At 55.7% G+C, this 17032-nt stretch carries 13 protein-coding genes and 2 pseudogenes; 8 read left to right on the top strand and 7 right to left on the bottom strand.

Features of this window, described 5'->3' with window-relative positions; genetic code table 11:
* Nucleotides 1-20: 20 nt before the first annotated feature.
* The 5 genes and pseudogenes from RZS32_RS12300 (at nt 21) to pdeM (ending at nt 6103) form a co-directional block, all read left to right on the top strand.
* Complete coding sequence (locus tag RZS32_RS12300; protein WP_317057266.1) at nt 21-875, top strand: tetratricopeptide repeat protein; 855 nt, start codon at nt 21-23, stop codon at nt 873-875.
* 24 nt (nt 876-899) lie between these two features.
* A complete protein-coding gene (locus RZS32_RS12295; RefSeq protein ID WP_317057265.1) occupies nt 900-1433 on the top strand; it encodes an A24 family peptidase in 534 nt (177 codons plus the stop codon).
* 132 nt (nt 1434-1565) lie between these two features.
* Nucleotides 1566-2876, top strand: coding sequence for an ATPase (locus RZS32_RS12290; protein WP_317057264.1), 1311 nt, complete (start codon nt 1566-1568; stop codon nt 2874-2876).
* Between the two features lie 117 nt (nt 2877-2993).
* A pseudogene (locus RZS32_RS12285) lies at nt 2994-5397 on the top strand (ligase-associated DNA damage response DEXH box helicase).
* 40 nt (nt 5398-5437) lie between these two features.
* Complete coding sequence (gene pdeM, locus RZS32_RS12280) at nt 5438-6103, top strand: ligase-associated DNA damage response endonuclease PdeM (RefSeq protein ID WP_317057263.1); 666 nt, start codon at nt 5438-5440, stop codon at nt 6101-6103.
* A gap of 110 nt (nt 6104-6213) precedes the next feature.
* Here the strand turns inward: pdeM and RZS32_RS12275 are convergent, their stop codons facing one another.
* The gene (locus RZS32_RS12275) at nt 6214-7002 is read right to left on the bottom strand and encodes a LytTR family DNA-binding domain-containing protein (RefSeq protein WP_339106649.1); all 789 of its coding nucleotides are present in this window, start codon (nt 7000-7002) and stop codon (nt 6214-6216) included.
* A gap of 100 nt (nt 7003-7102) precedes the next feature.
* On the opposite strand from RZS32_RS12275, the gene RZS32_RS12270 reads away from it, so the two are divergent.
* Nucleotides 7103-7549 carry a PaaI family thioesterase gene (locus RZS32_RS12270; protein ID WP_317057261.1) on the top strand — a complete coding sequence of 149 codons (447 nt, stop codon included), beginning with the start codon at nt 7103-7105 and terminating at the stop codon, nt 7547-7549.
* On the opposite strand, the gene folD is transcribed toward RZS32_RS12270, so the two are convergent.
* Both folD and RZS32_RS12260 read right to left on the bottom strand, forming a co-directional pair.
* Nucleotides 7546-8436: a bifunctional methylenetetrahydrofolate dehydrogenase/methenyltetrahydrofolate cyclohydrolase FolD gene (gene folD / locus RZS32_RS12265; RefSeq protein WP_317057260.1), complete on the bottom strand. Its 891-nt coding sequence runs from the start codon at nt 8434-8436 to the stop codon at nt 7546-7548. The two genes, RZS32_RS12270 and folD, sit on opposite strands and share 4 nt — an antisense overlap.
* An 85-nt stretch (nt 8437-8521) precedes the next feature.
* On the bottom strand, nt 8522-10198 hold the full coding sequence (locus tag RZS32_RS12260) for a formate--tetrahydrofolate ligase (protein WP_317057259.1): 1677 nt from the start codon (nt 10196-10198) through the stop codon (nt 8522-8524).
* A 220-nt stretch (nt 10199-10418) separates the two neighbouring features.
* Here RZS32_RS12260 and RZS32_RS12255 point away from each other — a divergent pair, with 220 nt between their 5' ends.
* Nucleotides 10419-11483, top strand: a complete 1065-nt coding sequence (locus RZS32_RS12255) for an agmatine deiminase family protein (RefSeq protein ID WP_317057258.1) — start codon at nt 10419-10421, stop codon at nt 11481-11483.
* 32 nt (nt 11484-11515) lie between these two features.
* Here the strand turns inward: RZS32_RS12255 and RZS32_RS12250 are convergent, their stop codons facing one another.
* On the bottom strand, nt 11516-12124 hold the full coding sequence (locus tag RZS32_RS12250) for an MOSC domain-containing protein (protein ID WP_317057257.1): 609 nt from the start codon (nt 12122-12124) through the stop codon (nt 11516-11518).
* A 167-nt stretch (nt 12125-12291) separates the two neighbouring features.
* On the opposite strand from RZS32_RS12250, the gene RZS32_RS12245 reads away from it, so the two are divergent.
* Nucleotides 12292-12990: an outer membrane protein gene (locus RZS32_RS12245; RefSeq protein ID WP_317057256.1), complete on the top strand. Its 699-nt coding sequence runs from the start codon at nt 12292-12294 to the stop codon at nt 12988-12990.
* Between the two features lie 27 nt (nt 12991-13017).
* On the opposite strand, the gene RZS32_RS12240 is transcribed toward RZS32_RS12245, so the two are convergent.
* The 3 genes and pseudogenes from RZS32_RS12240 to tilS form a co-directional block, all read right to left on the bottom strand.
* Entirely contained in the window at nt 13018-13698 is a 681-nt protein-coding gene (locus tag RZS32_RS12240; RefSeq protein WP_422395968.1) for a methyltransferase domain-containing protein, read from the bottom strand.
* A gap of 101 nt (nt 13699-13799) precedes the next feature.
* Complete coding sequence (gene ftsH / locus RZS32_RS12235) at nt 13800-15728, bottom strand: ATP-dependent zinc metalloprotease FtsH (RefSeq protein WP_339106648.1); 1929 nt, start codon at nt 15726-15728, stop codon at nt 13800-13802.
* 79 nt (nt 15729-15807) lie between these two features.
* Nucleotides 15808-16983: pseudogene (gene tilS / locus RZS32_RS12230) on the bottom strand (tRNA lysidine(34) synthetase TilS); the annotation flags it as partial.
* Nucleotides 16984-17032 lie beyond the last annotated feature (49 nt).

Genomic DNA, 17032 nt, shown 5'->3' with positions numbered 1-17032 from the left:
GCAGTAAAAGGACGCAAAAAATGCGCCATCCCATCTTTGTAGGCATCTGTGTTGCAGGTGCTTTTGTACTCTCCGCATGCGATCAACAGTCTACTTCTGATGTCGAACGCGCGCTTTCTGACATCAATGTTGTGGATGAAACCAATCTCAATGAGGTGATGCTGAACGTGGCTGACCCCAACGAAGGGGTTGAGTATTTCCAACGCACGCTTGCGAGCAATCCTGACAGGGTCGACATTCAACGCGGCCTGGCAAAATCACTGGTACGCGCAAAGCGCAACACAGAAGCTGTTGCTGCTTGGAAGCGTGTGAGCGAGCACAAGGATGCCACCAATGATGATCGGGTGGATTTTGCAGATGCTCTTATCCGCAACAATGATTGGGAACGCGCTGACCAGGTGCTGGACGCAGTTCCACCGACATTTGAGACTTTCAAACGCTACCGGCTTGAGGCGATGGTCGCAGACAGCAATCAGGATTGGAAAAAGGCCGACAGCTTTTACGAAACAGCGGTGGGCCTGACAACGAAACCAGCCAGTGTTATGAACAACTGGGGTTACTCCAAACTGACACGCGGCGATTACGAGGGCGCAGAACGGCTCTTTGCCGACGCCATCAAGCAAGACAACTCGATCTTCACCGCCAAGAATAACTTGATCCTGGCCCGTGGCGCTCAAAAGAAATATTCATTGCCAGTGCTGCAAACCTCGCAAATTGAACGCGCGCAGCTGCTGTATACGCTAGGGCTTTCGGCCATCAAACAAGGCGATACCAATATTGGTCGTGGCTTGATGCGTGATGCGATTGACACCCATCCACAGCATTTCGAGGCGGCTGTTCGCAGCTTGCGTGCGCTGGAAGAAGATGCCAGCTAACGCAAAGTAAGCGAGACCTTTCAGATGCAGATCGACGCGGTTCAGGCCACTCTTTTCGCGCTCTTTGCCGTGCCGCTCTGCATCCTGACGTTCTACGTCGACATGAAATACAAGCGGATCACCAACTTGACCGTGTGGGCCGTATTTCTTGTCTTTGTTATCATTGGATTTTTCACGCTTCCCTTCACCGATTTTCTTTGGCGTTTTGCGCATTATGGCGCCGCCTTTGCTTATGGCTTCGTGCTCTGGATGGCGCGGCAGATGGGGGCTGGCGATGTAAAGTTTATGGCCGCTGCCGCACCCTATGTGCACCCCGGTGATATCGTGACTGTGCTGTTCATCCTCGCAGCCGCATGTTTCGGCTCTGCCTTGGCGGTTCTCGGGGTTTACAAATCTCCTCTGACCAAGCTTGCGCCCGACTGGGCCAGCTGGGCTGCGAAAAACCCCAAGAACACAGACTCCGTCGGCAAGGGGCAAAAATTCACGATACCCTTCGGAACGGCACTTGGTTTGACCTTGGCCTGTTACCTGGTCATGGGGGCCATCTGGGGTCAGTAGATCCTCTAGGCGTTTGCCCCAGCCCTGCCCGGGCATCACCATAATTTCAGCAAGTTTGGATGGCACAGTCTGTAAATGTTTCGCCCCTTTTGTGGGCGTTTTTGTGGTGCAGGTAAGAGACAGGCCAAACCGATGAATATGCAAACAACAACTGGCGTTCAGCCTCCTCCCCCTCCGGTTGGACTGAAGGACATGCAGCTTCCGATCGTGATGATGCGGGATATTCTGATCAAAACGATGTTCCGCAAGAACGTGGACACCGCCACAGACGTGGCAGAAAATATCTGTTTGCCCCGCGCCGTCACACAAGAATTGATCGACATGGCCCGCGAGCAACGTCTGCTGGAGGCAACCGGTACGCTCAATGCCAACTCTGGCAACGAAATGGGATACCAGTTGACCGATGCCGGCAAGGCCCGCGCGCTGGACGCACTCGCGCAGTCAGAGTACTTCGGCGCGATGCCCGTACCACTTTCGGTTTACCGCGAACAGGTGAAACGCCAGTCAATCCGCGACATTCAGATTTCACGCGACGAGTTGACCGGTGCTATGGGGCATCTCGTGCTTCCCAATGACCTGCTGGATCAGCTTGGGCCCGCGGTATCGGCCGGTCGCTCGGTTCTGATGTACGGCCCTCCGGGCAACGGTAAATCTTCGATTTCAAACGGTATTCGCGATGCGATGGGCGACAAGATCTACATTCCCCGCGCCATCGAGTATTCCGGTCAGGTGATCACGGTTTATGACCCGATTGTTCACTCTTCGGCAGAGGTCGAAGTTGACGATCCTAACTCATTGCGCCGGTCGCGTTCTTTCGACACACGTTACGTACGCTGCGAACGACCCACAGTGATCACCGGTGGTGAGCTCTCACTCAGCATGCTTGACCTTGTCTACAATCCAACCGCGCGAACCTATCAGGCGCCTTTGCAGCTCAAGTCGAGCGGCGGCATCTTCATCGTGGACGACCTTGGTCGTCAGCAAGAACCGCCTCAGGCACTGGTGAACCGCTGGATTGTTCCATTGGAGGAATCCAAAGACATCCTCGCCCTGCAATCGGGTGAGAAATTCGAAGTGCCATTCGACACGCTGGTGATTTTCTCTACCAACTTCCACCCAAATGAGATCTTTGACCAAGCGGCCCTGCGCCGGATCTTCTTTAAGATCAAGATTGACGGGCCGAGCCAGCAGGATTTCCTGAAAATCTTTGCCATGGTCGCCAAGAAGCGCAAAATGCCGCTGGACGAAGAGGCGTTGTTGCATCTGCTCAAGGTGAAATACCCGACCATCAACAACATTTATTCGAACTATCAGCCGATCTTCCTGATCGACCAGATGATTTCGATCTGCGAATTCGAAGGTCTGGAGTACCAGATGACCCCCGAACTGGTGGACCGCGCCTGGGCCAACATGTTCGTGAAAGAAGAAAAGATCGTTAAGTAATCCATCGCACCCTGGCCTGCCCTGGGGTAGCGAATGTCAAAAGCTCCGGATTTTTCCGGGGCTTTTTCATATCAGGTCGGGGTGGTCCCGTTCGGCGGTTTGACCTAACTCTGGGACATGACCGCCCTGCCCCCTGCCTTTGAGACTTGGTTTGCCAAACGTGGCTGGAACATCCATCCGCATCAGCAGGACATGCTGAACCGCGCCGATGATGCCGCGCTCTTGCTCATTGCGCCCACGGGAGGTGGTAAAACTCTGGCGGGGTTTCTGCCGACCTTGGTCGACCTGGCTTCAAACCCGCACGAGGGGCTGCACACGCTTTACATTTCACCGTTGAAAGCCCTGGCCGCCGATATCCGGCGCAACCTCACCACACCGGTCGAAGAGATGGGCCTGCCCATTCGGATTGAGGACCGCACGGGTGACACCTCGTCTGCGCGTAAGAAACGACAACGGGCCGATCCGCCTCATATCCTTCTGACAACGCCAGAAAGCCTTGCATTACTCACATCTTATGAGGATGCACCACGCATCTTTGCAGGATTGAAACGTGTGGTTGTGGACGAAATACATGCCCTTGCAGAGTCCAAGCGCGGCGATCAGCTGATGCTGGCGCTGAGCCGGGTGCAGGCCCTTTGCCCTGACCTCAAGCGCGTGGGCCTTTCAGCGACGGTGGAAGACCCCAAAGCCATCGCTCACCTTTTGGCACGCCATCCTGACCCGTGCGAAATTCTCCTGGCAGATCCCGGTCCAGAACCACAAATCGCGATGCTCAATACTGACGCACCTCCTCCCTGGGCTGGGGGGTGCGGTCTATGCTATTCCGGCCGTGTTGGAGGAAATCAAACGTCACAAGATCACGCTCATCTTTCACAACACGCGTGCGCAGGCGGAAATTTTCTTTCATAACCTATGGCTTGCTAATGAAGACGCCCTGCCCATCGGCATCCATCACGGCTCGCTTGACCGGGCGCAACGAGAGCGCGTGGAAGGCGCGATGCAACGTGGAGAACTGCGCGCAGTGGTTTGCACCGGAAGCCTTGATCTGGGCATTGACTGGGGCGATGTCGATCTCGTCATTCAGGTGGGCGCGCCTAAAAACGTCAAACGGCTGGTGCAACGCATCGGCCGCGCCAATCATCGCTACAATGCCCCGTCCAAAGCGCTTTTGGTGCCCGCCAACCGATTTGAAGTGATCGAATGCCACGCCGCGTTGGAGGCCGCACGCGACCATGATCTTGATGGCGAGGCGCGTGGCCCCGGCCCCCGTGATGTGCTCTGCCAGCATATTCTGATCCGCGCCTGTTCCGGCCCATTCGACGCCAATGCACTTTTTGAGGAAGTCAAAACTGTTGGAGCTTATCCGGACCTGACACGCGCAGAGTTCGACGAATGCCTGGAGTTTTGCGCAACCGGTGGCTATGCCCTGCGCGCCTATGATCAGTGGCAAAGACTTCTGGAACGCGACGGATTGTGGCACTTGCGCGATCCGAGGACCGCCAAACTTATTCGCATGAATATCGGGACAATTCAGGACAGCGATCTGCTTAAAGTCCGTATGAAGCGGGCCCGAGGCGGCAAACCGTTGGGCGAGATCGAAGAAGGCTTTGCTGCCTCTCTCACGCCTGGAGATACGTTCCTCATTGGCGGGCAGATCGTGAAGTATGAAGGCCTTCGCGAAATGACTGTCGAAGTCAGTCGCGATGCGGCGCGCAAACCCAAGATCGCTGTATTTTCCGGCACCAAGTTCGCCACGTCAACGCAGCTTAGCCAACGTATTCTGCGTCTCTTGGCCAGTGATGAGCATTCAGCGCTGCCTGCGCATACTGCGGACTGGATTGCCTTGCAGGCAAGCATGTCTCAGCTGCCCGAAGCCGGAAGGCTCCTGATCGAAAGCTTTCCGCATGATGGGCGCGAGCATGTATGTATCTATGGGTTCGCTGGACGCAACGCGCAGCAAACCCTCGGCTTGCTCATCACAAAACGAATGGAGGAAATGGCTCTTGCTCCAATGGGATTTGTGTCAACCGACTACGCCACCTTGATTTGGGGGCTGGAGCCGCTGCAAGACGCAACAGGGCTCTTTGACAGGGACGCTTTGCGACAGGGGCTGGATCGTTGGCTGGCCAGTAATGCCTTGATGAAACGAACCTTTCGCGCCTCTGCCACGATTGCCGGTCTCATCCAGCGTAACCTGCCGCAGGTTCGTAAATCCGGGCGTCAGGCAACGTTTTCTTCTGACATCCTCTACGACACGCTGGCAAAATACGACCCCGGTCACCTACTGCTCGACATCACTCGGCACGAAGCGATGCGTGGTCTGATCGACTTTGGCCGGATTGATGACATGCTTGACCGGATTGACGGGCGCATAGACCTGATCCGGCTTGAACGCGTGACACCCTTTGCGGCCCCTTTGTTTTTGGAGGCAGGGCGCACCCCGGTGGAAGGCGTCGCGCAAGAACGTCTCTTGGAAGAAGAAACCGAACGTTTGATGCAAGCAGCAGGTCTGATGAACTAGAGCTTGCAAATCACCCGGGCCCAAGCCACAAGAACAGAGCATGAACGGCTATGATTTCACCCTCGCAGGCGCGCAGCTGACCGCGCTTGGGTCCGGCGCGCTTTATTGGCGTGACCAGAATCTGCTATGCGTCTCGGACATGCATCTGGGCAAGGCTGAGCGCCGCGCGCGGCTGGGCGATGCCATCCTGCCACCCTATGAAACCCACGACACCCTGTCGCGTTTGCAAAGTGATCTCGACATCACAAGGGCTGGAACGGTGATCTGTCTTGGCGACAGTTTTGACGACACACAAGCGGCCGTATCGCTTCGTGAGGCCGAGAAGCTCTGGATTGCACGTTTGCAGGCCGGGCGTCGCTGGGTTTGGATAGAGGGTAACCATGACCCGGGTCCGGTGGATCTTGGTGGCACGCATCTGTCCGAGTTACCGCTGCCGCCGCTGGTCTTTCGTCATATCGCAAAGCCAGGGCAAAGTGGTGAAATCTCAGGGCATTATCATCCAAAGGTCACTTTACCAGTCAGAGGTCGTGCTATTACAAGACCAGCGTTTCTGATTGACAGTGACCGTGTGATCATGCCCGCCTTCGGCACCTATACCGGCGGGTTACGCAGCCATGACACAGCTCTTTGTGATCTCATGCGACGCGAAGCAATCGCTGTTCTGACCGGCACCACACCCCGCGCCGCACCAATGCCGCGTGGTTAAAGCGTTCGACCCAAAACCCGACTCACAGCTTTGCGTCGAATGCAGCGCAAGATATGAGTGTCGCGTGCGCCCTGCCATTTTCTGATGTCTCAGGTCAAAGGCCGGACGCTTTAGATGATGTCAGCCTCTTCCAAACACGGTTTATATTTGCGGCTTACCGGAACCACATCTCCATTGGACAGCACGATATTGATTTTGTGACTGTTCTCACGCGTCACTTGGACAATGGCCTCGCGCGCCACCCAGTGCGATCGATGCGTGCAATACCCTTCGACTTCATCCATTTCACTAATCGCATCAGTCAGACGCAAACGAAGTGTTTCCGACCCCGCAGAGGTTGCAATCTCCACATGGTGATCCTGACCTGAAATACGGATGATCTTACCCCTGATTTCTGGACTCAATCGACTCATGAGGCGGGGTTCACTTTGTTCGTCATCGTTTTCGAGAAACGGGTAGGTGCACTCCTCTGCGCGCACAACAACCCGACGAGAAACATAGGCGGCGAAAGCCACAGCAAACGTGTAGATGACAACATTTGGAAATTCGGGCGGCATACCACCCAACACGCGTTCAACACCTCTGCCGATCAGAACCAGAATGGGGGTGAACACCACAGTCACGACAATACTGGCTGCGAGATCGAAGAGTGCGGGCCGATCACGCCCGATCATCACCAGAATGACACCACGTACAACGTAGCCACAAACTAAGGCCAGAGATACGACAGATATCCAGTACAGCGCGCGTGCCGAAAGCTCCATGCTCTCAAACGTTCCGAATGGACCGGCCAGTACAGTAAGGATGACGGTCAAAAGCCAAACGACACCTGTAATCGGTGACATCATCATCCGAAGGTTTTCGGCAACGCTCAGTTTAATGTTTTCTGCAGACGCCATTCGTCTCGCTACACACCCGCTCGAAATTCAACAATTTTCCGTTCACACGTACCGCCGACAAGACTAACCTAAAATTGCACAAGTATCGTAGAGTTAATTAATGGGAAAACTCCCCGAAATATCCCCTTATGTAATTGAAAAGATAAATAAGAGTTTTACTGCGCAAACGATGATGGAGACGCTCGGCGCGAAGCTGGCTCTTATCGAAAAGGGTTGTGTAGTGATCGAAGCTCCGATTTTAAACAGCAGTTTACAGCAACAGGGCTTTGCGCATGCCGGGCTTACATTTTCGATCGGAGATAGTGCAGCTGGCTACTCTGCATTGACCTTATTGCCTGAAAATCACGAAGTTTTGACAAGTGAGATGAAGATCAATCTGCTCGCACCGGGAGAAGGCGACGCGCTTATTGCGCGAGGGCGCGTGATTCGTCCAGGGCGACGGCTGATGGTTGTCCAGTCAGATGTGTTCGCTGTGAAAGACGGGCAAGAACGTCATATTGCGTTGCTGACCGGCACCATGGTGCCGGTCGATCTCTCCCGCAGTTAGGCTGTCAAACCCTCAGGTTCGGCCAATCCGTTGGCACGGCAGCAAGCAGTGACCGTGTTGGCCAACAGACAAGCAATGGTCATAGGCCCCACACCGCCCGGCACGGGCGTGATCGCCCCGGCTCGTTCGGACGCGCTGGCAAAGTCCACATCGCCCACAAGCTTGTTCTTGCCGTCGCGCTCAATCCGGTTGATGCCTACGTCAATGACGGTGGCCCCTTCCTTGATCCAGTCACCGGGGACCATTTCAGGGCGGCCCACAGCAGCCACCACAATATCGGCGCGACGCACAACATCTGGAAGGTCCTTCGTCCGGCTATGTGCGATCGTCACGGTGCAGCTATCGCCGAGCAAGAGTTGCGCCATGGGTTTGCCCACAATGTTAGAGCGTCCCACAACCACAGCATCCAGACCGCTAAGTGACCCGTGATGGTCGCGCAGCATCATCAGACAGCCCAAAGGCGTACAGGGCACCATAGATTTCTGACCAGTGCCCAACAGGCCCACATTGGAGATGTGGAACCCATCGACATCTTTGGCAGGATCGATTGAGTTGATCACAAGATCCTCGTTGAGATGCCCAGGTAAGGGCAGCTGCACCAAAATCCCATGAATATCAGGATCGTTGTTAAGCTGATCGACAACGGCCAGAAGATCCTCTTCGGACGTATCGGCATCCAGTTTGTGCTCGACAGACTTCATGCCCACCTCGACAGTTTGTTTGCCTTTGGAGCGCACATAAACCTGAGAAGCGGGGTCTTCCCCGACCAGCACCACGGCCAAGCCGGGTGTGATGCCGTGCTCTTCTTTCAACCGCGCCACATGGCCTGCGACTTTTTCCCGAACGGTGCCGGCAAAGGCTTTGCCGTCAATGATCTGCGCTGTCATCTTCTTTCCTTTTTACATGTGGAAGGCGGGGTAAACCCCGCCCTACGACACAACTTGGTAGGGCGGGGTTTCACCCCGCCATGGATTAAAACAGCCCTTCAATCTGGCCGCTGTCATTGAGATGAATGTTCTCGGCCGCCGGTTTGCTGGGCAGACCAGGCATGGTCATGATCTCACCGCAGACAACAACGACGAACCCGGCACCCGCACTCAGACGCACTTCGCGAACAGGCACGGAATGGCCTGTCGGCGCGCCGCGCAGGTTCGGATCAGTCGAGAAACTGTACTGTGTCTTCGCCATGCAGACCGGAAGGTTGCCGTACCCCTGCTCTTCCCAGAGCTTGAGCTGATCGCGGATTTTCTTGTCGGCCAAAACCTCATCGGCGCGGTAGATGCGCTTGGCGATGGTCTCGACCTTTTCAAAGAGGCTCATGTCATCAGGATAAATCGGCGCAAAGTTGGCATTGCCCGCATCCACAACCTCAACCACTTTCTTGGCGAGATCCTCAGACCCTTCCGAGCCAAATTCCCAATGCTTGGAGACAACCGCCTCAGCACCGTGCTCAGACACATAGTCCTTCACCGCCTGGACTTCAGCATCGGTGTCGGTGACAAAGTGGTTAATCGCCACAACGACCGGCACACCAAAGGATTTGACGTTCTCGATGTGACGCCCAAGGTTCGGGCAGCCATTCTTGACCGCATCAACATTCTCCGCGCCAAGATCGGCCTTAGCCACACCGCCATTCATCTTCATCGCCCTCACGGTCGCCACCAGCACCACTGCCGACGGCGCAAGCCCCGCCTTGCGGCATTTGATGTTCATGAACTTCTCGGCCCCAAGGTCCGCTCCAAAGCCCGCTTCGGTCACCACGTAATCGGCAATCTTCAGCGCCGTTGTCGTCGCAATCACCGAGTTACAGCCATGCGCGATATTGGCGAACGGGCCGCCATGCACAAAGGCCGGGTTGTTTTCTAGTGTCTGCACAAGGTTGGGCTGCATCGCGTCCTTGAGCAGAACCGTCATCGCCCCTTCTGCCTTGATATCACGGCAGAAAACCGGTGTGCGATCGCGGCGGTAGGCCACAATCATATCGCCCAAGCGCTTTTCAAGGTCCTTGAGGTCTCTGGCCAGGCACAGGATCGCCATGACCTCAGATGCCACCGTGATGTCAAACCCGCCCTCGCGCGGGAAGCCATTGGCCACACCGCCAAGCGACACGTTGATCTGACGCAGGGCACGATCATTCATGTCCACGACACGGCGCCATTGCACCCGGCGCACGTCAATCTCTTGCTCATTTCCCCAATAGATGTGGTTGTCGATCATCGCCGAGAGTAACGAGTGCGCCGAAGTGATCGCGTGGAAGTCGCCCGTGAAATGCAGGTTCATATCCTCCATCGGCACAACCTGCGCATAGCCACCGCCCGCGGCTCCACCCTTCATCCCGAAGTTCGGGCCAAGCGACGCCTCGCGAATGCAGATCATCGCCTTCTTGCCGATGCGGTTGAGACCATCGCCCAGACCCACGGTCGTTGTCGTCTTTCCTTCGCCCGCAGGCGTCGGGTTGATCGCGGTTACAAGGATGAGCTTGCCATCTTTGTTCTTCTGAACCGAATTGATGTAATCCTGGCTCACCTTCGCCTTGTCATGGCCATAGGGCAGTAGATGCTCGGTCGGAATGCCAAGCTTGTCGCCGACCGCTTGGATCGGCTGTTTCTTGGCCTCGCGGGCGATTTCAATGTCGGACTTGTAGCTCATGATGATTTCCCTCTGGCCGCGCACGGCAACTCCTGTTCGCTGTTAGCCATACAAAGTAGACCCTCGTATACGAGGTCAGGAATCCGACATTTCCCGTCTCTGATGCGGCGGCAGGTCGCGGTTTTGTTTCATATCGGAAACATCGCTTACACTTTCGACACCGGATCTTGTAGCATTTCGATGCAGAGTTTCGTGAGATTGAGTTGGGAAAGGGCACGTGGTGAAACGACGCACGCTCTTGCAGGGTATGGCCGCTGGTCTTGGTTTTGGAGGGACAATATCATCGGCCCAAAGCAAAACGTTTTTTGTTCCTGCGGAAGAAGCACCACATGAATGCACCTTCATGCAATGGCCCGTCAGCAGAAAGGTCTATTCACACAGCGGCTTTCTTAAACTTGTGCAGGCAAAGATCGCCGAAGTCGCGAACCTCATCGCGGAATTTGAACCTGTTGTGATGTTGGCCGATGCGGAACACCATGCGCAGATCGCCCCCCTCCTTTCTGGCAACGTCACGTTGTGGAACATCCCGACCGAAGATCTCTGGTGTCGCGACTCGGGCCCGATTTTTGCCATTGATGGAGCTGGAAACAGGGTCATCCAGCACATCAAGTTCAATGGCTGGGGAAACAAGCAGACGCATGCACATGACAGCCAAATTGCCCCTCGCGTGGCAGAGCTTTTGAATCTGCCTCTCTTGGACACGTCTCTCAAAGGCGAAGGCGGAGGCATTGAACAGGACGGGCATGGGCTTTTGATGGCGCATGAAAGCTCGTGGGTGATCCGAAACCGAAATCCGGGACGGTCCCGCGAGGACGTTGAAAACGCCTTGCTGCAAGCCTTTGGCGCCTCAAAAATGATCTGGGCGCCCGGCCTTAAAGATTACGACATCACCGATTATCACATAGACGCCCTGGCGCGCTTTACCGGGCCGGGAGGGGTTTTGATGAACTTACCGCCAGAACCGCTGCCTGACGATCCATTCTACAACGCCATGATAGAGACCTATGACGTCCTGATCGCCCGCGGCCTTGATGTCGATGTCATCCCGGAACCAAACCGAAGACGGGTCAAGAGCTATGATTTCGTTGCCTCATACGTGAATTACTACGTTTGCAATGGCGCGGTGATCACCTCGGAATTTGGCGATGCGGAAACCGACGCCAAGGCGCGGCAAGCGCTCATGGCACACTTCCCAGAACGGGAGATTGTGATGATGAATGCAGATATACTTGGCGAACTTGGCGGCGGCATCCATTGCGCAACACAGCAAATGCCAAGGGCTTAGGACGCTGCAAAAACATCCAAGATGCAAAGAGCTTAGTACGCCTTACCGGTCAGGCAGTCTGCATGGTGCATCCATGGGCGCTGATCAGGGACATGCAGGCGCAATGTGTCCCCTATGCTGAGTGGCCCAGGTCGTTCAACCCACGCCGTCACACCGCGCCTGTGACGTGCGGCGGGTTTGAAGAGTTTGCCGTACCCCTCGTGATCTTTCTCAAGCTCCTTGCCGGGCCAGATGCAGGGGCGGTTTTCCATATCGATAACCAAAGTCGTGCCCTCATCAGACTGCAAACGCGAAGAGGGGGGAATGTGCGTAAAGTCGTCAATCCCCTCAACCACAATTGAGGCCCCCATCCATTCAGGGTTCATTTCGTCCAACCCAACCTCTTTCGAGATATCGGCAAGTTCTTCGGCAGAGAGCACCGAAAACTGACGTACATTGGCAATCTCGGTGCCTTCTTCGTGCTGATCCTTGACCCGCACACAGGAAGGTCGCGTCCGGCCACCATGGAACTCGCCCGGCACACCATCCCAACCGACATCCACCGATGTCAGCGGCTCAGACCGGATCCCATCCTCCTGCGTTTTGACGAACCCAAGCCAGGTAACGCGAGCATAGTGATCTGTGGGCAATAACGCGGGCATGTTGGTTCCTTTGAATGTTTTGCACCAACTTCGACGCCTATCATGATGTGGTCAAATCAAATTACGTGATGATGTGTTCTCGATGACTTTTCCCCTTATCGGTTGAGCTTGTACGAACTAGATGTGCTAGCAATCGGTGAAATCTGTTGGGTAAAGTCCAAAGCCAAATGTTTAAACAGGCCGTTCTTCCAGTATGCGCATGCCTTTGCGCCGTGTCAGTTGCCCAAGCCGACCCCGTGGACCACGGGCAATGGTCTGGTTTTTACACTGGCGCGACCCTGAATAACGCAGGTGGAACAAACAAGACGATCGGAAATCGCTTTACCTTTAACCAGAACCAAGCCGTGAACCGTGTCGATCATTCCTACGAGGGTTTTGGTCTCAGCGGTTTCATTGGATGGAACAAACGTGTTGGAAGAGTGGTTTATGGTGGTGAATTCTCCCTCTCTGCCGATGATCTGAGCTCGGAACTTACATTCAATGCTGACAACGATATCGATCAGGTCGAAATTCAATGGTCTGGGAACATCACTGGACGGTACGGGCAGGTATATGGCGACACGTTGCTCTATGCCAAAGGCGGTGTGTCATTTGCAAGGATCCGCAACATTGGCGGCGATGTGAATGGTGGGGCGCTAACTCTTTCAGACGCTTACATGCGAAACGACCTGTATTTCGGGCCTCTTCTTGCCATCGGCGCAGAGCGCTTCTTTAACGAAAACTGGTTACTGCGCGTTGAATATAGCATAACCGATTATGGCAACTTCACTCAGGCCAACCAAGACGGCGTACCAAACTCTCAAAGGTACACAGTTAGCAATGGCCCGGTGCAAAAGTTGTCTTTAGGTGTTGCCTTCCAGTTTTGAAGGCATAGCCCCTGTTTTCAATCCAGATCACATGGTCAGAGTGAAAAACATCCGGCGGAACGGGAACAGAACCGAACCATCTTTACGCACCGGATAGGCGGCATGCATTGCCTCTTCGTAGCGTTTGATCAGTGCGGTTTTCTCACCTTCATCAAGCGCCTGCAGAACAGGTCGCGCATAGGTGCTTTCGGTAAAACGACGCACAGGATGGCTTCCTGACTCGGCCACAAGACGCTGATAATACTCGGTTTCCCAAAGCCTGAACTGGCCCATGGAAGATAACAGCTCTTCATATTTCACAGGCGCCATGACACCAGGTGTGCCCATCTTTTCAACACGACCAGGGAACATTTCCTCAACCAAACCCAGCCAGACACGGTGTGACGGCGCCTTGTTCTGATGCGGCATTTGCACGGCCAGCGTCCCGCCCTTGCCAAGCATCTCGGCCAATTGCGGCATCAGCTTTTCGTGGTGGCCAACCCAATGCAGTGCCGCGTTGGAAAAGATAAGGCCAGGCTTGCGCGGTGCGCGCCAGCTGGCAATATCGGCCTGGCTGACGCTGCTATAGGCTTTGACCATGCGCGCCTTTTCCAGCATCGAGGGGCTGGCATCAACGCCGATCACGGCACGACCACCCGCCAGAGCGCGAAGGGCATCTCCCATAGCGCCATTGCCGCAGCCAAGGTCGTAGACATCTCCGGTGCCCAGATGTGTGATCGTGTTGATCAGATCGAGACCGGGCCGCAGGCGCAAGTCGTGGAACCGGGCATATGCACCCGGATTCCAATCTGTCGTTGCAGTCGTCGTCGTCACGCTGAGGGTTCGGGCTCCATGCCGCCATCTCCGCTCTTTGGCTCTGAGCGCGGCTTTGTTTTGGGAATGGCCGTGAGAGACGGTTTGTCGTCTTCAGCCGAAGGTGCACTACCGGAATCGTCATCTGCCTCTGGCGGCTCGCCCCGAATGACACGCTCGATCTCTTCACCGGTCAGGGTTTCATATTCCAAGAGCCCCTGTGCCAGCCGCTCCCAGTCGTCTTTCTTCTCGGTCAGAATCTTGTGTGCAGTCTCATACGCGTCATCAATCAGGCGCTTGACCTCTTCTTCGATCAATTCCTTGGTCGCTGCAGAGATAGAGAACCCGCCGGCCCCGTTGCCCATATAACCTTCATGGGCCTGTTCGTAGTCAACGTTACCAACCTTGTCGGACATGCCCCAACGCAGCACCATGGCGCGCGACAAACTAGAGGCTTGCTGAATATCACCGGCCGGGCCGTTTGAGACATTGTCTTCGCCATACTTGATGATCTCAGCCGCCTTGCCCGCCATCGTCATGGCGAGCTTTTCCTCGCATTCAGAACGATGCCAGTTCAGGCGATCAATCTCAGGCAAGGACACAACCATACCCAGCGCACCCCCGCGCGGGATGATCGTCGCCTTGTAGACCGGGTCACATTGCGGCAAGGCAAGACCAACAATGGCGTGCCCCGCCTCGTGATACGCGGTCTTTTCCTTTTGCTCAGGCGTCAGGACCATCGACCGGCGCTCTGCGCCCATCATGACTTTGTCCTTGGCTTGCTCGAAGTCTTCCATAGTTACGAATCGGCGCCCCACACGCGCCGCCATCAACGCGGCCTCATTCACGAGGTTGGCGAGGTCCGCACCGGAAAAGCCTGGCGAGCCGCGCGCGATGATGCGCAGATCGACATCCGGACCCAACGGCGTCTTGCGTGCGTGTACGGCCAGAATTTTCTCACGGCCCTTGATATCAGGGTTCGGCACAGTGACCTGACGGTCAAACCGGCCTGGACGCAGAAGTGCCGGATCAAGCACATCTTTACGGTTCGTAGCCGCGATGATGATCACACCTTCGTTGGCCTCAAAGCCGTCCATCTCAACAAGCAATTGGTTCAGCGTCTGTTCCCGCTCATCATTGCCGCCACCATATCCGGCACCCCGGTGGCGACCCACCGCATCAATCTCGTCGATGAACACAATGCAAGGTGCGTTTTTCTTGGCTTGCTCGAACATGTCGCGCACGCGGCTTGCGCCAACACCGACAAACATTTCCACGAAATCAGAACCCGAGATGGTGAAGAATGGCACACCTGCCTCACCGGCAATCGCCCGCGCAAGAAGCGTTTTACCGGTCCCAGGAGGTCCAACCAAAAGCGCACCTTTGGGAATTTTGCCACCAAGGCGAGAGAATTTCTGCGGATTGCGCAGGAACTCTACGATCTCTTCAAGCTCTTCCTTGGCCTCGTCGATTCCCGCCACATCATCAAATGTGACCCGTCCGTGTTTCTCGGTCAAAAGCTTGGCGCGGGACTTGCCAAAGCCCATCGCACCGCCTTTGCCGCCGCCTTGCATCCGGTTCATGAAATAGATCCAGACACCTATCAGCAGGATGAAGGGCAGCAGCGTGATGATGAAACTCTGGAAGCCTGATTGCTCTTGGGATTCAGCAGCGACCGGAATACCCGCATCAATCAAAAGCTTCGTGATTTCAGCATCTTCCGGCTTGACTGTAACGTAGTCATTGCCGTCATTCCCACGGAAGCGAACGTTCTCACCATCAAGCGTGACTTGGGCCACCTCGCCGCCATCAACCGCCTGCACGAATTCCGAATACGGGATTGCCCGGCTTTGCAGAGTGTTGCCCGAACCGCTGAACAGATTGAACAGTGCCAGGATCAACAAAAACAGCACCAGCCAGAAGGCGAGATTGCGCGCGTTGCCCAAGGGGTTTCTCCTTACATCATAACCGGCCTACAGCTATCACAGGCGGGTAGTGCAATAAATAGACATCCTGACTAGATGTTCAATGCGCCAAAAGCGCGGCAAAGAAGTGGTCTTGATCGCGCAATAGCTTGGCTGTCCAGCCATTTCCCAGACCGGCCAGGGGTGCCGCGACCAAATGCCCGTCCCGCCAGACAGCGGGACTCGCCTTGAGCGAAGTTGCAGGCAAGCCCGAGTGACGCCAATTTGGGCACTCTGCAAGGCCTTCTTCTCCGAGCATAGCGATCTCTACACCTTCGGGCCACGGACCATTAAGTTGCCACCGACCATCCCAGAGTTCGCCAGCGGGCAACCTGTGCCCTTCAACCGCCCGTGCTTCGCGCGTGAACCGCAAGGCATCATCGCTCAAGGTCATCTCGCAGCCATGCAGCGTCATGCCAGTTCCGCCGCGAATAGCCTCCAGCATGAAGTCCACAGACCGCCCGCGCGGTGCATAGACTGCCCCACTGATCCATTTCAGAATTTTCTGCAAAAGCCGGCTCGAAATATCGCGTTGCAATGTCCGAAACTGCTTGCGCGGAAAAATGATATCTCCCCTGTCGATCTGCGCATGCTCCCGGGCCGTCAAAAACACGTACCAATAGAGCGTGCCACGCACATCGGACATATGCTGAGCAACCGTGGCCAATGATCTTGTCGACAGACCGAGGTCTGACAGGGCATCAATAGCATTGCGCGCCCGTGTCCGCTCATAGATCTCATCTTCATTGGTGGGATCATCAATCCAGTCTTGAGCAATTGCATTGAGATAACCGCGCAACTCGACCCGCTCGATCCCTAAAACGGGTCGGCAAAATTCTGTCAGCCCATGGCGCCAGGTTTTTGACATGGCCGCCAGCCCATCGACGCCGGCCTCGCGCGAGAGGCGCATCAGGAACGTCTCGGCTTGATCATTTTGCGTATGAGCCACCGCGACTTTAGGGATACCGCGCTCTTCCGCCCAGTCGGCCATCAGGCTATAGCGCGCCCGTCGGGCCGCGTCGGGAAGGTTACCTGTGCTGCGTCGCCCGTCCCACACAAGCGTGTCATGAGGAACACCGATCCGTGCGCACACGTCTTTCACAAACTTCGCTTCTCGCGCTGACTCAGCCCGCAGATTGTGGTCCACAGTCACCGCGTGCACAGGCGGGCCACCCTGATCTGCCCATTTGACGAGAAGCATCAACAGCGCAAGCGAGTCACTTCCGCCCGAGACGGCAACGCCGAGCTTATCCGGCCGGGAGGGAAAAACAGCGAGGTCGCCCGAT

This window comes from Roseovarius sp. W115, assembly GCF_032842945.2.
GTDB lineage: Bacteria > Pseudomonadota > Alphaproteobacteria > Rhodobacterales > Rhodobacteraceae > Roseovarius > Roseovarius rhodophyticola.
This window is presented reverse-complemented; position numbering and strand designations above follow the sequence as displayed.

Coding starts and splice junctions, on each gene's coding strand:
- RZS32_RS12300 (WP_317057266.1), top strand. CDS start 21: ATGCGCCATCCCATCTTTGTAGGCATCTGTGTTGCAGGTGCTTTTGTA.
- RZS32_RS12295 (WP_317057265.1), top strand. CDS start 900: ATGCAGATCGACGCGGTTCAGGCCACTCTTTTCGCGCTCTTTGCCGTG.
- RZS32_RS12290 (WP_317057264.1), top strand. CDS start 1,566: ATGAATATGCAAACAACAACTGGCGTTCAGCCTCCTCCCCCTCCGGTT.
- pdeM (WP_317057263.1), top strand. CDS start 5,438: ATGAACGGCTATGATTTCACCCTCGCAGGCGCGCAGCTGACCGCGCTT.
- RZS32_RS12275 (WP_339106649.1), bottom strand. CDS start 7,002: ATGGCGTCTGCAGAAAACATTAAACTGAGCGTTGCCGAAAACCTTCGG.
- RZS32_RS12270 (WP_317057261.1), top strand. CDS start 7,103: ATGGGAAAACTCCCCGAAATATCCCCTTATGTAATTGAAAAGATAAAT.
- folD (WP_317057260.1), bottom strand. CDS start 8,436: ATGACAGCGCAGATCATTGACGGCAAAGCCTTTGCCGGCACCGTTCGG.
- RZS32_RS12260 (WP_317057259.1), bottom strand. CDS start 10,198: ATGAGCTACAAGTCCGACATTGAAATCGCCCGCGAGGCCAAGAAACAG.
- RZS32_RS12250 (WP_317057257.1), bottom strand. CDS start 12,124: ATGCCCGCGTTATTGCCCACAGATCACTATGCTCGCGTTACCTGGCTT.
- RZS32_RS12245 (WP_317057256.1), top strand. CDS start 12,292: ATGTTTAAACAGGCCGTTCTTCCAGTATGCGCATGCCTTTGCGCCGTG.